Source organism: Lactobacillus colini, assembly GCF_017874575.1.
GTDB classification, from domain to species: Bacteria; Bacillota; Bacilli; order Lactobacillales; family Lactobacillaceae; genus Lactobacillus; species Lactobacillus colini.
Genome location: NZ_JAGGLU010000006.1, coordinates 33762 through 50712, shown reverse-complemented (window position 1 = coordinate 50712; position 16951 = coordinate 33762). Strand labels below are relative to the sequence as shown.

Genomic DNA, 16951 nt, shown 5'->3' with positions numbered 1-16951 from the left:
TAGCAGCTTTTTTGAATAGAGCATTAACTGGTCAATTTTATTTTGTAATCTAATAATTAAAAATAGCGTCAATTCTAAATCAAGCTAGAATTAACGCTATTTTTCTATTCAAATTCTTTAAGCATCTCGTTCATTTCATCGATATCAAACTTGTCTAAATCAATATCGCCGATCCATTCCCGTTCTTCAGAATCAATCTCATCATTATAGTAATCGGTTAGTCCCCAGACTCCGCCAATATCTTAAGTGATAACAAGTTTTTGATTAATATCAAAACTTGATACTTTAAAATATAGGGATTTAAATAATTTAATAATAACAAATTAGTCTAGATTTTCTAACTATTTAAGTATTAAAATAGCGATAATGATAGTTAGATAATTAGCAAAGTTCGAACGCTTTTCAAATGCTTTTCACTAAACGTTAGATGACGAAGACGGTTCTATATTTCCTAAGTATTTTCAAAAAACTTCCTGTTATTTAGGTTTTAATTATACTAAAATAAAGGTAGATAAGGAGCAGGGGAGGGAATAACTATGAGAAAGCTAGTTAGAGTTTTAACTTCCGTAAGTTTGTTAGCAGGATTTGCAACAATAATTAATACTACTACCGTTAATGCAGCACCTAGAAGAATTAAAGTTCAACAAAAAGTTAAGACTTATGATTCAACGGGGAAATTTATTGAAAATACTAAAAATGTTAAGAGCGTAAAATACTCTGGTTTTAGATTTATTAATGGGCAAAAAGCCTACCGTGTAGGCCAAGATGCCTATGTATTAGCTGGAGATTCCAAGGCTTGGAACAAAAAATATCTATTTAAAGTAATACCTAAAGTTGACAACATAGTTCTTACCAGTAAAAAAGGTAAGAAGCTAGCTTTAAACAAGAATAAAGTCTACAAAGTCACTAAAGTAAAAATAAGCAAAAAGACAGGTAAGCAACTGTATCGGCTAGGTAAGCACTATTGGATTAGAGCAAGCCAAGTTAGGGTTGTAGGCAATAAATATTAGTAATTAGCGCGGCAACGCGCTTTTTTTGTGACTAAAGTAGCTTAATACTAGCTTAAGCTATTTATGACTATACAACTTATCAATAATGACATAAAATTAATATTATTGTCTTTTATTAGGTGGTGCTGTTATTGAAACAGAAGTCGATGAGTATTAATGCATTCTTAAATGGCATTAGGAGTATTCTAAACTTACTTTTTCCCTTGATTACATTTCCTTATGTATCAAGAGTCTTGCAAGTTCAAGGAATTGGAATTTATAATTTTTCTCAATCAATTAATAGTTATTTCTTGTTAATTGCGGAACTTGGTGTAACCTCTTATGCGGTGCGTGAAGGAGCTAAGTATCGGGATAATCCTGAAGAGATGAGTAAGTTCGGTAGCGAAGTATTTACTATTAATGTTATTGCAACCTTGGCTTCTTATGCGCTGTTGCTGCTATCTTTGCTTGTATTTTCTAATTTAAAATCATATATTACTTGTATTTTGATTTTCAGCTTACAAATGTTTTTTGTAACGATGGGGACAGAATGGCTTTATACGATTTATGAACAGTACACATTCATTACTATTAGGAGCATTGTCTTTAATGCAATTTCAATTATTTTACTTTTTCTTTTTGTAAGAAATAGCAATGATTATTTAAGTTATGCTGCAATTACAGTATTTGCGACTGCTGGCTCTAACCTAATTAATTACTTTACTGCTAAGAAGATCTGCCGCATTCACCTTACTAAACATATCAATTGGAAGCGCCATATGGGACCAATTCTGATTATTTTTGCTTCTAATGTAGCTAATTTAATCTATGTAAATTCAGATGTAACTTTATTAGGATTGATGAAGAATAATTATACTGTCGGAATTTATAGCGTTTCGGCTAAGGTTTATACGATGGTAAAGTCATTAATATCTTCTGTTTTGATCGTTACGGTACCACGACTTTCAATGCTTTTTGGCAAAAGAAAACTCGATAGTTATGAGTTGGTCTTATCCAAAGTTACTAATACCTTAGTCTTAATTACCTTACCAGCGATGGTAGGATTATTTATGATGAGTCGTAACGTTGTTTTAATCTTGTCAGGTGCAAGATATATGCAATCTCAAAGCTCTTTGCAGATTTTAAGTTGCGCTTACTTATTTTCAATTCTAGCTTGGATTATTACTTATTGTGTCTTATTACCAGCCAAAAAAGAAAAATACATGTTAATTAGCATGTCTATTAGTGCAATTTTGAATATTGTTTTGAATTTGATTTTGATTCCGTTTTGGTCAGAGAATGCCGCAGCTCTCTCGACTGTAATTGCTGAGTTCAGCTTATTAGTTGTCAATTTTTATTATGCAGGAGATATTGTAGGCAGAATTTTTATTTCTAAGACAGTTGCTAAGAACTTAATGGATGCAATTATTGGTAGTTTAGGAATTTGGGAAGTTTGCTTTATTATTAGGAATATTTTCCCGCACTTAATTATCAGTACTTTGCTTTCTGTAGCTTTATCTGTGATTATTTATGGGGTAATTCTACTAGTATTAGACAATGATATTGCGCATTCATATATTGATCGCTATTTGAATAAAAATTAAAAAGAGAGCGATTTCGGCTCTCTAATGTTGCTTCTAAATAATTGAAATATTATAATCTTCAGCAGGATTATTAACTGATGCAGCTTCTTGATCTAGGCTGGTTGCAGTAACTATACCGATACCGCTACCTTTTTTGACTATTGCTGAACTATATGCCATATTAATACGTTCGTCAATTGAACTATTTTCAGGCAAAATAGCCTCTGCATCTTTCTTGATTGGATCCCGCTTAATAAAGTTATTATTTTGAATACTTAAATTATCGGTCTTAATTAAGCGAATTTCTGCTGGTACAATATCGCCCTTATGTAAGTGGACTATATCGCCAATTACTAATTGGTCAGCAGGTATTTTTTTAGCTTTACCATCGCGCCTAACCTTAACCATTGCAATTTTATCATTTACTCGACGTCCAAAAAGCCGATTGATGAAGTTCTTAGCCTTCGTAGACACAGCTAGTTCATTAGGTCCATTTAGAGCTAATCGCCGCTGTGCTTCTTGACTAGTCAGTCCATTGCTACTTGTACGCAAATTTTGTAAGATTCCGGCACTATCTTGGGTGTAGGCCGGAGGTCGTTTGTGAGTATCCATTATGGATATACCACTCCTTTCTGAGCAAACATGTTTATAGTTAGTATCAGAATACAGAATATTGATACTATAGTCAATTAATTTATTATAAAAAGATTTATAAGTTTATAATTTATCAATTTCTATAATAAAAAAGTGAAAATAAATTATATACTCTATGCTATAGGAGAAACTCATGAAAAGACAAAATTCAGTTACTGTTGGTATGTATACCTTGATTGGATTAATCATTGGACTAATAGTTAAAAACATTCTGGTTTGGACATTTGTTGGTTTAGCAGTTGGCTACATAGTTACATTCTGGATACCATATTTCTTCAAACAAAATAATTCTAGTAAAAAATAATTGACAGTTTGACAATCATCATTTAATATTAAAAACAAATAAAAAGACTTTGAACAGAACAAGTAACTAATTGTCTTCAATAGAGAGCCTTGGATGGTGGAATCAAGGTGAAGTAGTTATGTGAACACACATCTGTGAGTTATTTTCTTGAATTTAGTAGGGAAGATCGTGATGAGCACGTTACAGCTCAAGGGTTTAATTGAACTTATTGAGGCAATTCTGTGCGAGCAGATTGTGAATTTGAGGTGGAACCGCGATTTTTCGCCCTCTTAGACTTCGGTCTAGGAGGGCTTTTCTTTTTATTGTGGTAATACAATTGAACTTATTGAGGTAACTTATGTGAGTAAGTTACGAATCTGGGGTGGAACCACGATTATTCGTCCTCTTAGACTTTGGTCTAAGAGGCTTTTTTATTTAATTAAGGAAAGTAGGTAAAATAATGTCACTGAATTACATAGGAGAGACACTCCCTTCATTGTTGAACGGCTTATTGATGACTTTAAGAATCTTTTTTGAAACAATTATCTTCTCTTTGCCGTTAGGAATTATTGTAGGATTAGGATTAACTTCTAAATTAAAAGTCTTGTCTAAGATATTGACATTCTATGTTTGGGTAATGCGAGGAACACCGTTACTATTACAATTAATATTTGTATTTTATGGTTTTCCAATTTTAGGGGTTACTTTTCCTCGCTTTGGGGCAGCACTGCTAGCCTTTGTCTTGAACTATGCGGCTTATTTTGCTGAGATTTTTCGGGGTGGGATACAAGCAATTGACTCTGACCAATATGAAGCAGCTAAAGTATTGCAGCTAACACACTTTCAAACTTTAAGAAAAATTATTATTCCCCAGGTAATAAAGATTGTCTTTCCATCAATTGGAAATGAAGTCATTAACTTGTTCAAGGATTCTTCATTAGTTTACGTTATTGGATTAGGTGATTTATTAAGAGCTGGTAATGTTGCAATGTCACGTGATGTTACTTTAGTGCCGTTAATTTTAGTAGCAATTATTTATTTGGCATTAATTGGTATCTGTACCATTATTTTGAAAAAGATTGAAAATCACTTTTCTTACTATAGATAGGCGGCGGTTTTAATGTTAGAAGCAAGAAATTTAAGCAAGAGTTTTAATGGTAAAAAAATCTTAGATAATATTAACTTCAAACTATCCGATGGTGAAATTTTAACTGTAGTAGGACCATCTGGAGCAGGTAAGACTACCCTCTTAAGGATTGTTGCTGGTCTAGAAAATAAAGATAGTGGTCAATTAATCTTAGATGGAAGAGAATACGATCCTAGTATTGAGCAGAAGGTAGGGGTAGTTTTTCAAGATTATAATCTTTTTCCTAATTTATCAGTTTTAGAAAATATTACTTTAGCACCAATAATGGTTTTAAAACAGAGTAAAGAAGAAGCTGAAGCTAATGCTTGTCAGCTTCTGGCAGATCTAGATATGACTGGCCGAGAGAAGCAATATCCATTTCAGCTTTCTGGTGGACAAAAGCAGCGAGTAGCAATTGCACGAGCTCTAGCAATGAAGCCAGAAATTCTATGTTATGATGAACCAACTTCGGCACTGGATCCAAGTACTCGTGATCAAGTTACAGAAATGATTTTGGATTTAAAAAATTCAGGCTATACTCAATTTATCATTACTCACGATATGGACTTTGCTAAAAAAGTGTCTGATCAAGTACTAAAAATTGAACCGATAGGTGAAGTTAAATGATGAAAAAAATAAATACCGTATTATTGTTTTTGATGATTTTTTTAGTTAGTACAGGTTGCCAAAATTTACAAAAGAAAGCCAATACTCAAGATACTTGGTCAAGAATTGAACATAAAAAGAAGATTGTTATTGGCCTAGACGATTCATTTGTACCAATGGGATTTGAAACTAAGGCAGGTAAGCTAGTAGGTTATGATATTGACTTAGCTAAGGCTGTATTTAAATTATATGGTATTAAGGCTGACTTTCAGACTATTGACTGGTCAATGAAAGAAACAGAGTTACGTAATGGAACGATTGATCTGATCTGGAATGGCTATAGCAAGACAGCAGAACGTGCTAAAAAAGTAGCATTTTCAACTCCTTACTTAAAAAATCGCCAAGTTTTAGTTGTAAAAAAAGATAGTGGCATTACAAATTTTGCCGGAATGAAAACTAAAAATCTTGGTCTTCAAACAGGATCAACAGCCCAAACCTGGTATGATGGAAAGCAAAATATTTTGAAAGCAAAGTCTAGCGTCTTATATGATACAATTCCAAATGAATTTCTTGATTTAAATGCTGGTAGAATCCAAGGCATCTTTCTTGATGAAGTATATGCTAATTACTATATTCCTCGCCAAAAAGATAGTTCATCTTATCGAGTGATTATAAATAACCAAGTTCCAGCAGACTATTTTGCTGTTGGAATGAGAAAAGGCGATAAAACTTTAAAAAATAAAATCGACCAGGCCTTTATTCGCTTAAAAAAAGACGGTCAATTAGCTAAAATAAACAAAAAGTGGTTTGGTAAGGCTAAGCTAACAGTAGTACAATAAAGTTAGAGACGTGTTAGATGGTTAGAGAGAAATTATGAATAAAAAAGTAAAATCAGGTCTTATTAGCCTTATTAGCCTTATTAGTATATTTATCTTATTTGCTGGAATTGCTGGATATTATGTAGTAAATACTATTAATGATATTCAAGCTCATAAGCAATGGTGGTATGATTTATTGGTTATTGTGATTGTTTTATGGGAAGTTGCTTATGCAAGCATGCATATTTGGCAAATAAATCATGGGGAGGATAAATAATGAACAAGAAAGAGAAATTACTTGTTTTTCAGTTAATAGTTTGTGGCATTTGTGCCTTGCTAGCTGGTGTGTATATCAACTCGACAATTATAAAATATCAAACTAATGGTAATTGGCCTGGGGAGTGTCTGATTGCGGTAATATGGAGCTTAGCAGCTATAATAGGTGGGGTTAGGGTATACCTCATTAGCCATAAAAACTATCAAACAAGCAAAAATAAAAAACAATGAATGAATATCATTGCTTCAATTAAGCAGCATCTTGTGCAGAGCTGCTTTTTTCTTTGTATAATTTTTCAACTGCGGCTACATCCCGTGGCTGAATAGTGTAGTAGGATCCTTGTGGATACATAACAGATATCCCGTGATTATGTTCTAATCCTATGGCATGCCCTAGTTCATGCTCAGCAGTGTTGACAATTCGCTGATTGCTATAACCATATTCTGGATTAAGTAGGTAATACTCGTTTAAGCGAACAGTTGCCTTTAATAAATAACCAGTAACAGAATTATAGGATGTGGTAGTTAATCCTGCAGCGTTTGTTGAACTATCGTTCATCTTTTTAATGATAATTTGAGCGTTTTTAGGAGATTCAACCATTTTGAACGTAAATGAGCCAGTATTATTCCAGACATTCATAGCATCAATAGCAGCTTGACGCAGTTCTTGGTTTTTAATGGCAACATAGACATTAGCACTTGGCTTAACAAAGCGGTGTGTAGTCTTGTCTTGTGTAGTTGATTCTTGATCTACCTGAATAACTTTTTTATTGTTAATTAAACTTTGAACTTGCATGGTTAGATAGGGAATGGGATTTTCAGTTCCAAAATATTTTTCCAGCCAAGGACCTGATTTTTGATAAGCAAAATTTAATCCAAAGGCAATCAAGGTTAGGATAATAACATTACGAATAAATCTTTTCACATCATCATCTCATTTTCTTTTTTTGATTATGATAAATTATAAATCGTATGGCTTATTTTTAGTTAGATTAAGTTCTATCTATACTAAATCTTATAAATTTGGGAAAGTGCTTACAGTATGATACAATAGTATGCAACAATTTTTAATAAACCAAATTAAGGTGATAAATGTGGTTAAAGAATCTCAAGAACAATTAGAACAAGAGCACTTAGATAAAATTTTAAAGCTCATTAGACAAAAAGAAAGAGCACTTGATAAATCAATCGACAGTGCTCAAAGTGAAGCTCAAAATTTAAATGCTCACTTTTTTGATGATGTAAAATTAGACTATGACGGTTATTCGACTTCAATGGATACTGCTCTCTCGATCCACCAGCAGCAACAAATGTTGCAAGAACGCCAGAATGCCTGGCAACATGATACTAAGCAATTGTCTACGCTGCAACGGTTAGAGCAAAAGCCGTACTTTGCACGGGTAGACTTTAAAGAAAAGGGCGAAGATAAACCTGAAACAATCTACATTGGTTTGGGATCATTTGCGAATAATGAAGATCATTTTTTAATTTATGATTGGCGTGCACCAATTTCTTCAATATATTATGATGGTAAACTTGGCGAAGTTTCTTACAATGCCCCTGATGGTGAGCAAACTGTAGAAATGACTAAGAAACGTCAATTTTTAATTGAAGATGGTAAGATTGTCAATATGTTTGACACTAATGAGCAGATTGGTGATCAAATGTTATTGAATGTCTTAAATGAAAAGTCTTCAATACAAATGAAGTCGATTGTAACGACTATCCAAAGAGAACAAAATAAAATTATTAGAAATACTGATGCGGATTTACTGTTCGTGCAAGGATCTGCTGGTTCTGGCAAGACTAGTGCAATTATGCAGCGGGTAGCTTATTTATTGTACCGCTATCGTGGCAACTTGAATTCGAGCCAAGTGATTATGTTTAGCCCAAATCAGTTATTTAATGACTATATTAAAAATGTTTTGCCTGAGATGGGTGAACAGAACATGGTTCAGATGACTTACTGGCAATTTGCTTCGCGGCGTGTTCCTGGGATGAACGTTGAAACGTTATTTGAACAATTCGAAGACGATCATGAAGATAAAGATATCGTTAAATTAAAGGATTCACTTCAATTTTTCAATGCGATAACTCATTATGCTAAACACTTAGAAAAGAAAGGGATGCTTTTTAAAAATATTTACTTTAAGAGCAAAGACAAGCCTTTCTATAGTAAGGATAAAGTTAAAGAGATTTATTATAGCTTCAATGAAAATTACCACTTAAGAAATCGGATTGAAGCTACTAAAGAAGCACTTTTAAATAGTCTCTCACACCGTGTTGAACCAGAAACCAAAAAGGCTTGGGTAAGTAAAACAATAGAATCCCTTGATCAAGAAGAATTAAATAAGTTGTATGATCATCCAGACCAAGAATTTGAATCAAGTGCTAAAGAAGAACACTTTTTGGCTAAAAAAATTGTCATTAAGCAATTAAAGCAGGTCAGCCGCAAAATTAATCAAAATCGTTTCTTAAATATTAGAGGGCAATATCTAGCATTCTTACGAGCAGTACCTAAATTAATTGATCTTTCTAAGTGGAACATTAGCCAGCAGCAATGGGAGGATCACTTAGAAAGGGTCAAGCATCGGTTTATTGAGCGTAGAATCAAGATGGCTGATATTTCTGCCTATCTTTATTTGTATGACTTAGTTACTGGGCGAAGAACTGATTATGAAATGCGTTATGCCTTTATTGACGAGATCCAAGATTATACGCCATTTCAATTAGCATACTTGAAGTACAATTTTCCGCGTGCTAAGTTTACAATGCTAGGTGACTTGAACCAGGCGATTTTTACTAAAGATGAAAGTCGGACTTTGTTGGGTCAGATTTCTAAATTATTTGATTCAGAAAAGACGGAAGTTGTCCAACTTACTAAGTCATATCGGTCTACCAAGGAATTAACTGAATTTACCAAGCAAATCTTACGCCAAGGTGAAAAGATTGAAGCATTTGACCGACAAGGGCCATTGCCAGTATTTTATAAGCGGGATAATCTTGAAAAAGAATACCATGCATTAGAAAGTATCCTATCAGAAAATGCTGAACAGGATCTAACTACGGCAATCATTACCAAGACATTAGCAGAAGCTCAAGCTGTTGCTCGAGCTTTAAAAGAACAAAAAGTCAAGGCTACCTTAATTGGTAGTGCTAATCAGCGTCTAGTTCCTGGTACTTTAGTAATGCCATCATACTTGGCTAAGGGGTTAGAATTCGATGCAGTAATTGCTTGGGAAGTGTCTGAAGATAATTATCATTCTATTGATGAAACTCAATTATTGTATACAATCACTTCACGCGCAATGTATAAGCTAGACTTGCTTTATACTGGTGAAAAGAGTGAATTATTAGATAATCTTGATCCAAAAACATATCGCAATAAGTAAAAAAATCAGCTGCAATGCGGCTGATTTTTTTATTAGGCAAGGACTTCCTTAATTAATGGCGCTAGCTTTTTAGTTAAAAGAGCAATTCCTTCATCATTAAGGTGGATGCCATCATCTTCTAGTAAGTCATTAGGATGGTTGCTGTTTTCCATCGCTTTAGCTAAATCTAAGAAAGGCAAGTTATTATGCTTAGCACATTCTTGAGCTACTAGCTGAAATTGTAAGGTGCGGGACCAAGAATGATCTTCGGCAATCTTCCAGTTGGTATAAGCTGGTCCCATTAAGACAATTTTATCTCTACCGATCATTTGCACTAATTTATCAAGGTTAGCTGCATAATGACCTGGTGATAAACCCAACTTAACACTGCAGTCATTGGTTCCTAGCCCCAAGACAACGGCGCTATATTTTAGATTTGTTACTTTTAAGGATAAAAAGTCTAACCCTTCTTCTGTTGTAGCACCTGGAATTGAGCTATTGATGACTTGATGATCTGAAAAGTATGTCTGCAAGGACTCTGTTACAAGTTCTGTCGCGTGACCATTTCGATAACCTGCTAGAATGGAATCGCCATATAAAATTATTTTTTGCATATTATCATCTTTTCTTTCTATCTATAAATATGTTAGTCTGAATAATGTAAAAATACTAGTTAAGCGTTTTTTTTGAAAGAAGGCGATCATTTTTGCAAAGTCAGTACTTACATTTAGCACCTGAAAAATGGCGCAACTTAATGCCCCCAAGTGATGTATGGCAGCTTCTTGTTAAGATTATCAACATTAAAAAAGATAATTCAAGACAAGTAATCAACATGCAGCAAGACTTGTTAAAGCAAACATGGTCGCTAGCTCCCTTTATTATTAGTGTAGCTGGTTCAGTGTCTGTTGGAAAGTCAACTTTTGCCGAAAATTTAAAAGAAAAGCTAGTTGAAAATAATTCTAAAGAGAAAGTACAAGTAGTATCTGCCGATAGCTTTTTGATGTCTAATGATGAATTAAAAGCTAAAAATTTAATGGATGAAAAGGGCTTCCCCTCATCTTTTAATTGGAAAAGTTTAGCGAACTTTTTGTCTTCAGTTAAAAGTGGGGCAACTCGTGTGCCATATCGGGTATATTCTCATGAAATATCAGACTTGTCTGATGAGGTAAGATATATCACTCAACCAGATGTTTTAATAGTTGAAGGAATAAATATGTTACAACAAGCTCCCCAGGGTATAATTTCCCCCAATTACTTTATTGACTTTAGCTTTTATCTAGACGCAGACAGGCTAGATTTAGAAGAGTGGTACATGCAGCGCTTTCATCAAATGCTAGATATTAATAAAGATAATCCAGGCAACTTCTTTTATCAATGGGCGCATAAGCCACGCTACATAGCAGATGAGTTTGCTCATGAAGTTTGGAAAAATGTTAATTTAAAAAATTTAGATGAGTATATTGCTCCAACTAAAGAAAGGGCGAATATGATTCTTAAGAAAAAATTCGATCACTCTTTTAGTGATATTTATTTACGGAAATTCTGAGGAGAAAAAAGATGACACAAGCAATTGAATTGAAAAAAGGCATGATTTTTAGTCAAGACGGTAAGTTGATCGAAGTGTTAAAGAGTAACCACCACAAGCCAGGTAAGGGTAACACCGTTATGCAAATGGACCTACGTGATGTGATGTCGGGTGCAGTTGTTCATAAGACAATGCGTCCAACTGAAAAAGTTGACTTAGTAGAAGTATCACTAGTTAAATCACAATACTTGTACGACGATGAAACTAACTATATCTTCATGGATACTAATACTTACGAACAGTACATGATTCCTAAAGAACACTTAGAAGCTGAGTCTAAGTTCTTGATGCCTAATATTGATGTAGACTTAAAGTTCACTAGTGATGGTAAATTAATTGGTATCAACCTGCCTTCAACAGTTACAATGAAAGTCGTAGAAACTCAGCCTGGTATTAAAGGGGCAACGGCAGCTGCTGGAGGTAAGCCTGCTACTATGGAAACAGGCTTAGTTGTTACAGTACCTGACTTTATTAAAGAAGGCGAAGAGTTGGTAATCGGTACTGAGAATGGCGATTATAAGGCTCGTGCTGATAAGTTCTAGATTGAAGTAGTCCTAAGAAATTAGGGCTTTTTCTTTTAATTATGACCTAAAGGTAACTATAAATGCTAAAAATTTCTGAATTTGCTAGATTGGCTAAAACTACAAGGTGTACTCTGATCTTTTATGATTAAAAGGGACTTTTTTCACCAGCTAAAGTAACTGAAAAAGGATACAGGCTATATGATCCCGATCAACTCTATCAGTTTGAATTAATTGCTGGATTACGTGAATTAGATTTATCATTAGATGACATAAAATTAGTATTAAATCAGGTTAAAATTATTTCTACTCCAGAAAGAGAGTTTTGGTGTTCAGAAATAGCTACAGAGTGTACCGCCTGTGTTTTGGTATTCATTTTCATCTTTAATTAGTCGGTGGATAAATGTTAAAGTCGATTAAAAGAATTTTTGCATATACTAAGGTTCAATATTTGGGAGAAGTTATTTCTAGTGGTGTTCTTAATACTGGAAGAAGGCTAACTGCTGAAGAAATGATTAACCTCAGCCCAATTGCCCAAAATCATGTTCAAAAAATTGGAGAATTAATTAACAATGCAAAACTTACCTACTAAAATTGAAGTTCGTGGCGGTCGAGTCCATAATTTAAAAAATATTGACGTTGATATTCCGCTACATAAATTTGTTGCAATTTCTGGAGTTTCTGGATCTGGAAAAAGCTCGCTGGCGATGGGGATTCTTTATGAGGAAGGATCTAGACGTTATCTCGATGCCTTGTCTACATATACACGGCGCCGAATTAAGTTAGGCAACCAAGCAGATGTAACTAGTGTCAAGCATATTCCGTCAGCCTTAGCCTTGCGCCAGCGTCCTACGATTCCGTATGAACGGGCAACAGTGGGAACGATGAGTGAAGTGCTCAATGTATTGCGTTTAATCTTCTCTAGGCTAGGTTCACCTGTCTGCCCTAATGGTCACAGGATAAGTCCCAGTTTGGATATTGCCCAGGCAATGAGTCGTTCCGAAGAAAATATGGGCAAGATTACCTGTCCTATCTGTCAAGTAAAATTTGCTGTTCCTAGTGCAGAAGAGTTTTCTTTTAATTCCACAGGAGCTTGTCTTAAATGCGGCGGCACAGGCAAGATTCGTCAATTAGACGAAAGCAAACTAATTGCAGATGAAAATCTTACTATTGCCGATGGAGCAGTTGCGGCTTGGTCCTTACCAGGTAGAAACTTTATGCCAAGTGTAGCAGAGCATGCTGGGGTTAGAATCCATATTCCTTATAAGGACTTGACTGATAAGGAAAAGGACTTCGTTTTAAACGGTCCAGAACAAAAATTTAAAATGGATTTTCTTTCTGGAACGGGGCGTGTCTTTCACGATTTTAATACACTTTATGAAAATGCACATCAAGCAGTATTGAAGTCAGCTCAAACAAGTAAGAGTGAACGTTCCCAGAAGCGAATTAGTGAATTCTTTTCTTACCAAACTTGTCCTGTCTGTCATGGTTCACGTTTAAAGCCTGAATTACTTAAGCAGCTAGCTGGTGGATTGAATATCGATCAAGTATCACACTTGCAATTAGGAGAATTACACTCTTGGCAAGATAAGCTGCAGTCTGAGTTAGCAGACAATATGCATAAAATGGCTAGGTCATTATTTGCGGAATTTGACGATAATTTGCAACCTTTGCTTGATTTAGGCTTGGATTATTTAACTCTTGCAAGAAATGGTAATACACTCTCTACTGGCGAATTACAAAGAATTCAATTAGCTCGCACCTTAAGAACCGAAACAACTGGTGTTTTATATGTTTTAGATGAACCATCAATCGGACTACATCCGGCTAATGTATCTGGTTTAATCAAGATTTTAAGAAGATTAGTGGCACAAGGAAATTCGCTAGTAGTAGTTGACCACAATGTTGATTTAATAGCAGCTGCTGATGAAATTATTGAGATAGGGCCAAGTTCAGGTGAAAATGGTGGAAGAATCTTAGCTCAGGGATCACCAAGTCAAATAGCAGCTAATAAAGACTCTTTAATTGCCCCATATTTAAATGGCAATGCAGACTTAATTGTTCGTCAACATATTAAAGAAATTAATAATGAGAAGATTAGTTTTGAAGTTAAGAACTATTTTAACTTAAAGGACGTAACGACACAGATACCAGTTAATCAGTTGACGGGTGTGACAGGCTTTTCTGGTGCAGGTAAGACAAGCCTAATCTTAGATAGCTTAGTAGCAGCTATTCAGAATAAGAAAAAGGGACTATCTTTACCCAAGCAAGTTACAAGCTTTTCATCACCAATTAATAATGTAGTGAGCGTTGATGCGTCCCCAGTAGGCAAAAACTTGCGCTCAACTGTTGCTACTTATACTTCAATAATGGATAATTTGCGTAAACTTTATGCTGGTCAATCGCAAGCTAAAGAACATCACTACACGCCAACTTATTTTTCTTATAATAATAAACAAGGAGCTTGTCCAACTTGTAATGGGACAGGAATTGTAACGCTAGATATTCAATTTTTGCCTGATATGCAGCAAACTTGTCCTACTTGCCATGGCGAGCGCTACAAAAAAGAAATCAAAGCTATAAAATGGAATGGCTATTCGATTGTTGATATCTTAAATCTCGATGTCAGACAAGCATTGCCAATATTTGAAAAAGTCCCTAATATAGAGCGTGATTTAAAGCTTCTTCAAGAAGTAGGATTAGATTACTTGCATTTAGGTGAGAGTACACCAAGCTTATCTGGTGGTGAAGCACAGAGATTAAAATTAGTGACTCACCTTTCTAAAAAGCAAGATGATACTCTATTTGTCTTTGACGAGCCAACAATAGGATTACACCCACTTGATGTTAGAGTACTAGTCCAAGTAATGCAGAGACTACTTGATCAAGGTGCAACCATTATTGTAATTACACACGATCTTAACTTAGTTATCAATTGTGACTACCTAATTGATCTTGGCCCAAGAGGCGGAAATAAAGGTGGCAAGATTGTCGCAAGTGGTCAGCCAGATAAGTTAATTATGGATAACAATAGCTTGACAATTCGATATCTCAAAGATTATTGGCATAAATTTGAAAAATAAAAACGGCCCAAATGGGTCGTTTTTATTATAAAATCCTTATTTAGACTTCTTTTGTTCAGCCAATAAATCGCGGATTTCACGTAAGTAAACTTCTTCTTGTGTTGGTTCTGGTTCTGCAGGCTCTTCTTTCTTTTTAGGCATAAGCTTGTTAACCATCTTCATTAATAAGAAGACAATAAATGCAATAATTAAAAAGTTAATAACAGCATTGATAAACTTCCCATATTTGAAAGTGGCATCGCCAACTTTTAGGACCAAGTTAGATAGGTCAATTCTTCCAACAAAAAGTCCAATTAAAGGATTAATCAAATTAGTAACTAGAGAATTAACGATTGCAGTAAATGCAGATCCAATAATTACACCGACCGCTAAGTTCATAACATCGCCACGAGAAATAAATTCTTTAAATTCTTTGAGCATAGATTTCTCCTTTTTCAAATAAATTATTAAAGTTTTCATAAAGATTATAAAGAAATAATTGTCAAAAATCTATTTTAAATTCAAAAAAATTTTTTATATAATCAAATCCCAATCTGATAGGTATGCAATAATTTATTAAATTTGTCAATACCTTGCTTTGATATTTTGAACTGGTATACTAGATATCGATGCGCTTTTTGATAAAAACGCGGATAAGGCACAATATCTAGTATTGTGAACCTAATTAAAGTTAAGGAGAGATAGTATGCAAGAATCTGCATCACTTAATGGTTCTAAGTCTACCAAAAAAGACAATTACTTCGTTTGGTTATTTAAGCAGCTTCAAGGCTGGCCAATCCAAAATTATATGTTATGGTTTTTCGCTTTTGGCTTTCAATTAGCGATTTTAATTCAGAATAAGATTACTACAGTTACTGTAATTACCTTTATTGGTACTTTACTTGGAACTTTATGTGTATTAGCAATCAATGCTACTAAGGCAATTAATGGTTGGCTAGGGTTAATTTCAGCTGCTTGCTTTATTTATGCAGGTTTAGAAGCTAAGAATTACCTTTCTATATTCGAGCAAGTTGCTTATATCTTAACTTTGGACTTGCCAGTGATTATCTCTGTTAGATCTTGGAATGATGATACTAAGAATCACTTGCGTAAGTTTGGCGGTAAGGAATGGTTAGTTGCTATCGTTGGTACCTTAGTTGTTTATGTAGTTTCTGGTTACTTAATTGGCAAGTTCACTAATGATCCACGTCCTTGGATTGATGCTATCAGCTTTGCTATTTCTTTGACAGCTGGTATTATGTGCTTTATGCGTTATAACAACCAATACTTCTGGTGGACTGCTTCAGGTGTATTTCAATTGATTTTGTGGGCTATTACTTTTGCCCAAGGGGATGCAACCTTGGCAATGGCTGTTAATTCATTAATTTATGTTATGAACGATGTCTTAGCCTTTACAGTATCTCCATGGTTCAATCATGGTCGCCGTCGCGAAGGTCTAGAAGAAATAAAAGATTAACATTTAGATAATAAGTTGAAACAAATTAGTTTCAACTTATTTTTTTATTCTCTAAAATAGAATTGAGGTGATAATTTTGAAGGATAATTGGCTTGAACAAAATAGCAACAATAAAGATTACATTAGATTGAATGCAGGGTTGATGACTATCAATGAAATTGACAATTTTTTAAATAGTACTAGTGTCTTATCTTTTGTTGATTCAGATAAAAGACTGCACTATTATAAGCAACCTGTGAATTTAAATTATAGTCCTGATGAAATCGGGCAAGAATTTGGAACGTATTTACAAGATCCCGATAAGGTAAATGAAGCTAATAAAATTTTCGCGGAATTGAAAGCTGGTAAAAAGGTTATTTATAAGGGCAATTCAGGTAATACTAAAAAGCACTTTGTGGTAGATTCTTACTATCGAATAGAAGATCAGGATAGTCATTTTGCTGGAATAGGTATTGAAAGTCAGGATATTTATCCACTAGTCAAATTTTATTTAAGAGCAACTGGTCAAAGTTTAGTAGATGATCCAGATAATGAAGTAGATATTCCAGAAGTAGACACAAGTACCGGTGCATCTGAAGAATGGACTTAGGTGCTTGACTA

The 16951-nt window shown here is 34.3% G+C and carries 19 protein-coding genes, 1 pseudogene and 1 other annotated feature; of the genes and pseudogenes, 16 read left to right on the top strand and 4 right to left on the bottom strand.

Annotation, left to right across the window (positions count from 1 at the left end; translation table 11 throughout):
* Positions 1 to 536 precede the first annotated feature (536 nt).
* Together J2Z60_RS06255 and J2Z60_RS06250 are read left to right on the top strand one after the other, a co-directional pair.
* Positions 537 to 1010 (top strand): SLAP domain-containing protein, encoded by a 474-nt coding sequence (locus tag J2Z60_RS06255; protein ID WP_209686836.1) that lies wholly within the window; start codon positions 537 to 539, stop codon positions 1008 to 1010.
* 131 nt (positions 1011 to 1141) lie between these two features.
* Positions 1142 to 2593: a flippase gene (locus J2Z60_RS06250; RefSeq protein ID WP_209686835.1), complete on the top strand. Its 1452-nt coding sequence runs from the start codon at positions 1142 to 1144 to the stop codon at positions 2591 to 2593.
* A gap of 33 nt (positions 2594 to 2626) precedes the next feature.
* Here the strand turns inward: J2Z60_RS06250 and J2Z60_RS06245 are convergent, their stop codons facing one another.
* Positions 2627 to 3184 (bottom strand): P-type ATPase actuator domain-containing protein, encoded by a 558-nt coding sequence (locus J2Z60_RS06245; RefSeq protein WP_209686834.1) that lies wholly within the window; start codon positions 3182 to 3184, stop codon positions 2627 to 2629.
* A gap of 175 nt (positions 3185 to 3359) precedes the next feature.
* Here J2Z60_RS06245 and J2Z60_RS06240 point away from each other — a divergent pair, with 175 nt between their 5' ends.
* From J2Z60_RS06240 to J2Z60_RS06215, 6 genes are all read left to right on the top strand, one after another.
* Positions 3360 to 3530, top strand: a complete 171-nt coding sequence (locus tag J2Z60_RS06240) for a hypothetical protein (RefSeq protein ID WP_209686833.1) — start codon at positions 3360 to 3362, stop codon at positions 3528 to 3530.
* Between the two features lie 40 nt (positions 3531 to 3570).
* Positions 3571 to 3802 (top strand) — a binding site (T-box leader).
* A gap of 167 nt (positions 3803 to 3969) precedes the next feature.
* The gene (locus tag J2Z60_RS06235) at positions 3970 to 4617 is read left to right on the top strand and encodes an amino acid ABC transporter permease (RefSeq protein WP_209686832.1); all 648 of its coding nucleotides are present in this window, start codon (positions 3970 to 3972) and stop codon (positions 4615 to 4617) included.
* A 12-nt stretch (positions 4618 to 4629) separates the two neighbouring features.
* On the top strand, positions 4630 to 5262 hold the full coding sequence (locus J2Z60_RS06230) for an amino acid ABC transporter ATP-binding protein (protein WP_209686831.1): 633 nt from the start codon (positions 4630 to 4632) through the stop codon (positions 5260 to 5262).
* Positions 5259 to 6080 (top strand): amino acid ABC transporter substrate-binding protein, encoded by an 822-nt coding sequence (locus tag J2Z60_RS06225; protein WP_425352226.1) that lies wholly within the window; start codon positions 5259 to 5261, stop codon positions 6078 to 6080. Before J2Z60_RS06230 ends, J2Z60_RS06225 begins: the two co-directional genes overlap by 4 nt.
* A gap of 34 nt (positions 6081 to 6114) precedes the next feature.
* Entirely contained in the window at positions 6115 to 6336 is a 222-nt protein-coding gene (locus J2Z60_RS06220; protein WP_209686830.1) for a hypothetical protein, read from the top strand.
* Positions 6336 to 6566, top strand: coding sequence for a hypothetical protein (locus tag J2Z60_RS06215; protein ID WP_209686829.1), 231 nt, complete (start codon positions 6336 to 6338; stop codon positions 6564 to 6566). The genes J2Z60_RS06220 and J2Z60_RS06215 overlap by 1 nt, the downstream gene beginning before the upstream one ends.
* A 19-nt stretch (positions 6567 to 6585) precedes the next feature.
* Here J2Z60_RS06215 and J2Z60_RS06210 read toward each other — a convergent pair whose 3' ends face one another.
* Complete coding sequence (locus tag J2Z60_RS06210; protein ID WP_209686828.1) at positions 6586 to 7260, bottom strand: matrixin family metalloprotease; 675 nt, start codon at positions 7258 to 7260, stop codon at positions 6586 to 6588.
* A gap of 130 nt (positions 7261 to 7390) precedes the next feature.
* On the opposite strand from J2Z60_RS06210, the gene helD reads away from it, so the two are divergent.
* Complete coding sequence (gene helD / locus J2Z60_RS06205) at positions 7391 to 9727, top strand: RNA polymerase recycling motor HelD (protein WP_245328737.1); 2337 nt, start codon at positions 7391 to 7393, stop codon at positions 9725 to 9727.
* Positions 9728 to 9759: 32 nt separating this feature from the next.
* Here the strand turns inward: helD and J2Z60_RS06200 are convergent, their stop codons facing one another.
* Entirely contained in the window at positions 9760 to 10320 is a 561-nt protein-coding gene (locus tag J2Z60_RS06200; protein ID WP_209686826.1) for an SGNH/GDSL hydrolase family protein, read from the bottom strand.
* A gap of 92 nt (positions 10321 to 10412) precedes the next feature.
* On the opposite strand from J2Z60_RS06200, the gene coaA reads away from it, so the two are divergent.
* The 5 genes and pseudogenes from coaA to J2Z60_RS06175 all read left to right on the top strand — a co-directional run bounded on the left by coaA (position 10413) and on the right by J2Z60_RS06175 (position 14895).
* Complete coding sequence (coaA, locus tag J2Z60_RS06195) at positions 10413 to 11252, top strand: type I pantothenate kinase (RefSeq protein ID WP_209686825.1); 840 nt, start codon at positions 10413 to 10415, stop codon at positions 11250 to 11252.
* Between the two features lie 11 nt (positions 11253 to 11263).
* A complete protein-coding gene (gene efp, locus J2Z60_RS06190; RefSeq protein WP_209686824.1) occupies positions 11264 to 11833 on the top strand; it encodes an elongation factor P in 570 nt (189 codons plus the stop codon).
* Between the two features lie 143 nt (positions 11834 to 11976).
* A pseudogene (locus J2Z60_RS10910) lies at positions 11977 to 12204 on the top strand (MerR family transcriptional regulator); the annotation flags it as partial.
* Between the two features lie 11 nt (positions 12205 to 12215).
* On the top strand, positions 12216 to 12404 hold the full coding sequence (locus tag J2Z60_RS06180) for a hypothetical protein (RefSeq protein WP_209686823.1): 189 nt from the start codon (positions 12216 to 12218) through the stop codon (positions 12402 to 12404).
* Entirely contained in the window at positions 12385 to 14895 is a 2511-nt protein-coding gene (locus J2Z60_RS06175; RefSeq protein ID WP_209686822.1) for an ATP-binding cassette domain-containing protein, read from the top strand. The genes J2Z60_RS06180 and J2Z60_RS06175 overlap by 20 nt, the downstream gene beginning before the upstream one ends.
* Positions 14896 to 14931: 36 nt before the next feature.
* Here the strand turns inward: J2Z60_RS06175 and mscL are convergent, their stop codons facing one another.
* Entirely contained in the window at positions 14932 to 15315 is a 384-nt protein-coding gene (mscL, locus tag J2Z60_RS06170; protein ID WP_209686821.1) for a large-conductance mechanosensitive channel protein MscL, read from the bottom strand.
* 265 nt (positions 15316 to 15580) lie between these two features.
* On the opposite strand from mscL, the gene pnuC reads away from it, so the two are divergent.
* Complete coding sequence (gene pnuC, locus J2Z60_RS06165) at positions 15581 to 16351, top strand: nicotinamide riboside transporter PnuC (protein WP_209686820.1); 771 nt, start codon at positions 15581 to 15583, stop codon at positions 16349 to 16351.
* Between the two features lie 76 nt (positions 16352 to 16427).
* The gene (locus J2Z60_RS06160) at positions 16428 to 16940 is read left to right on the top strand and encodes a PAS domain-containing protein (protein ID WP_209686819.1); all 513 of its coding nucleotides are present in this window, start codon (positions 16428 to 16430) and stop codon (positions 16938 to 16940) included.
* Positions 16941 to 16951 lie beyond the last annotated feature (11 nt).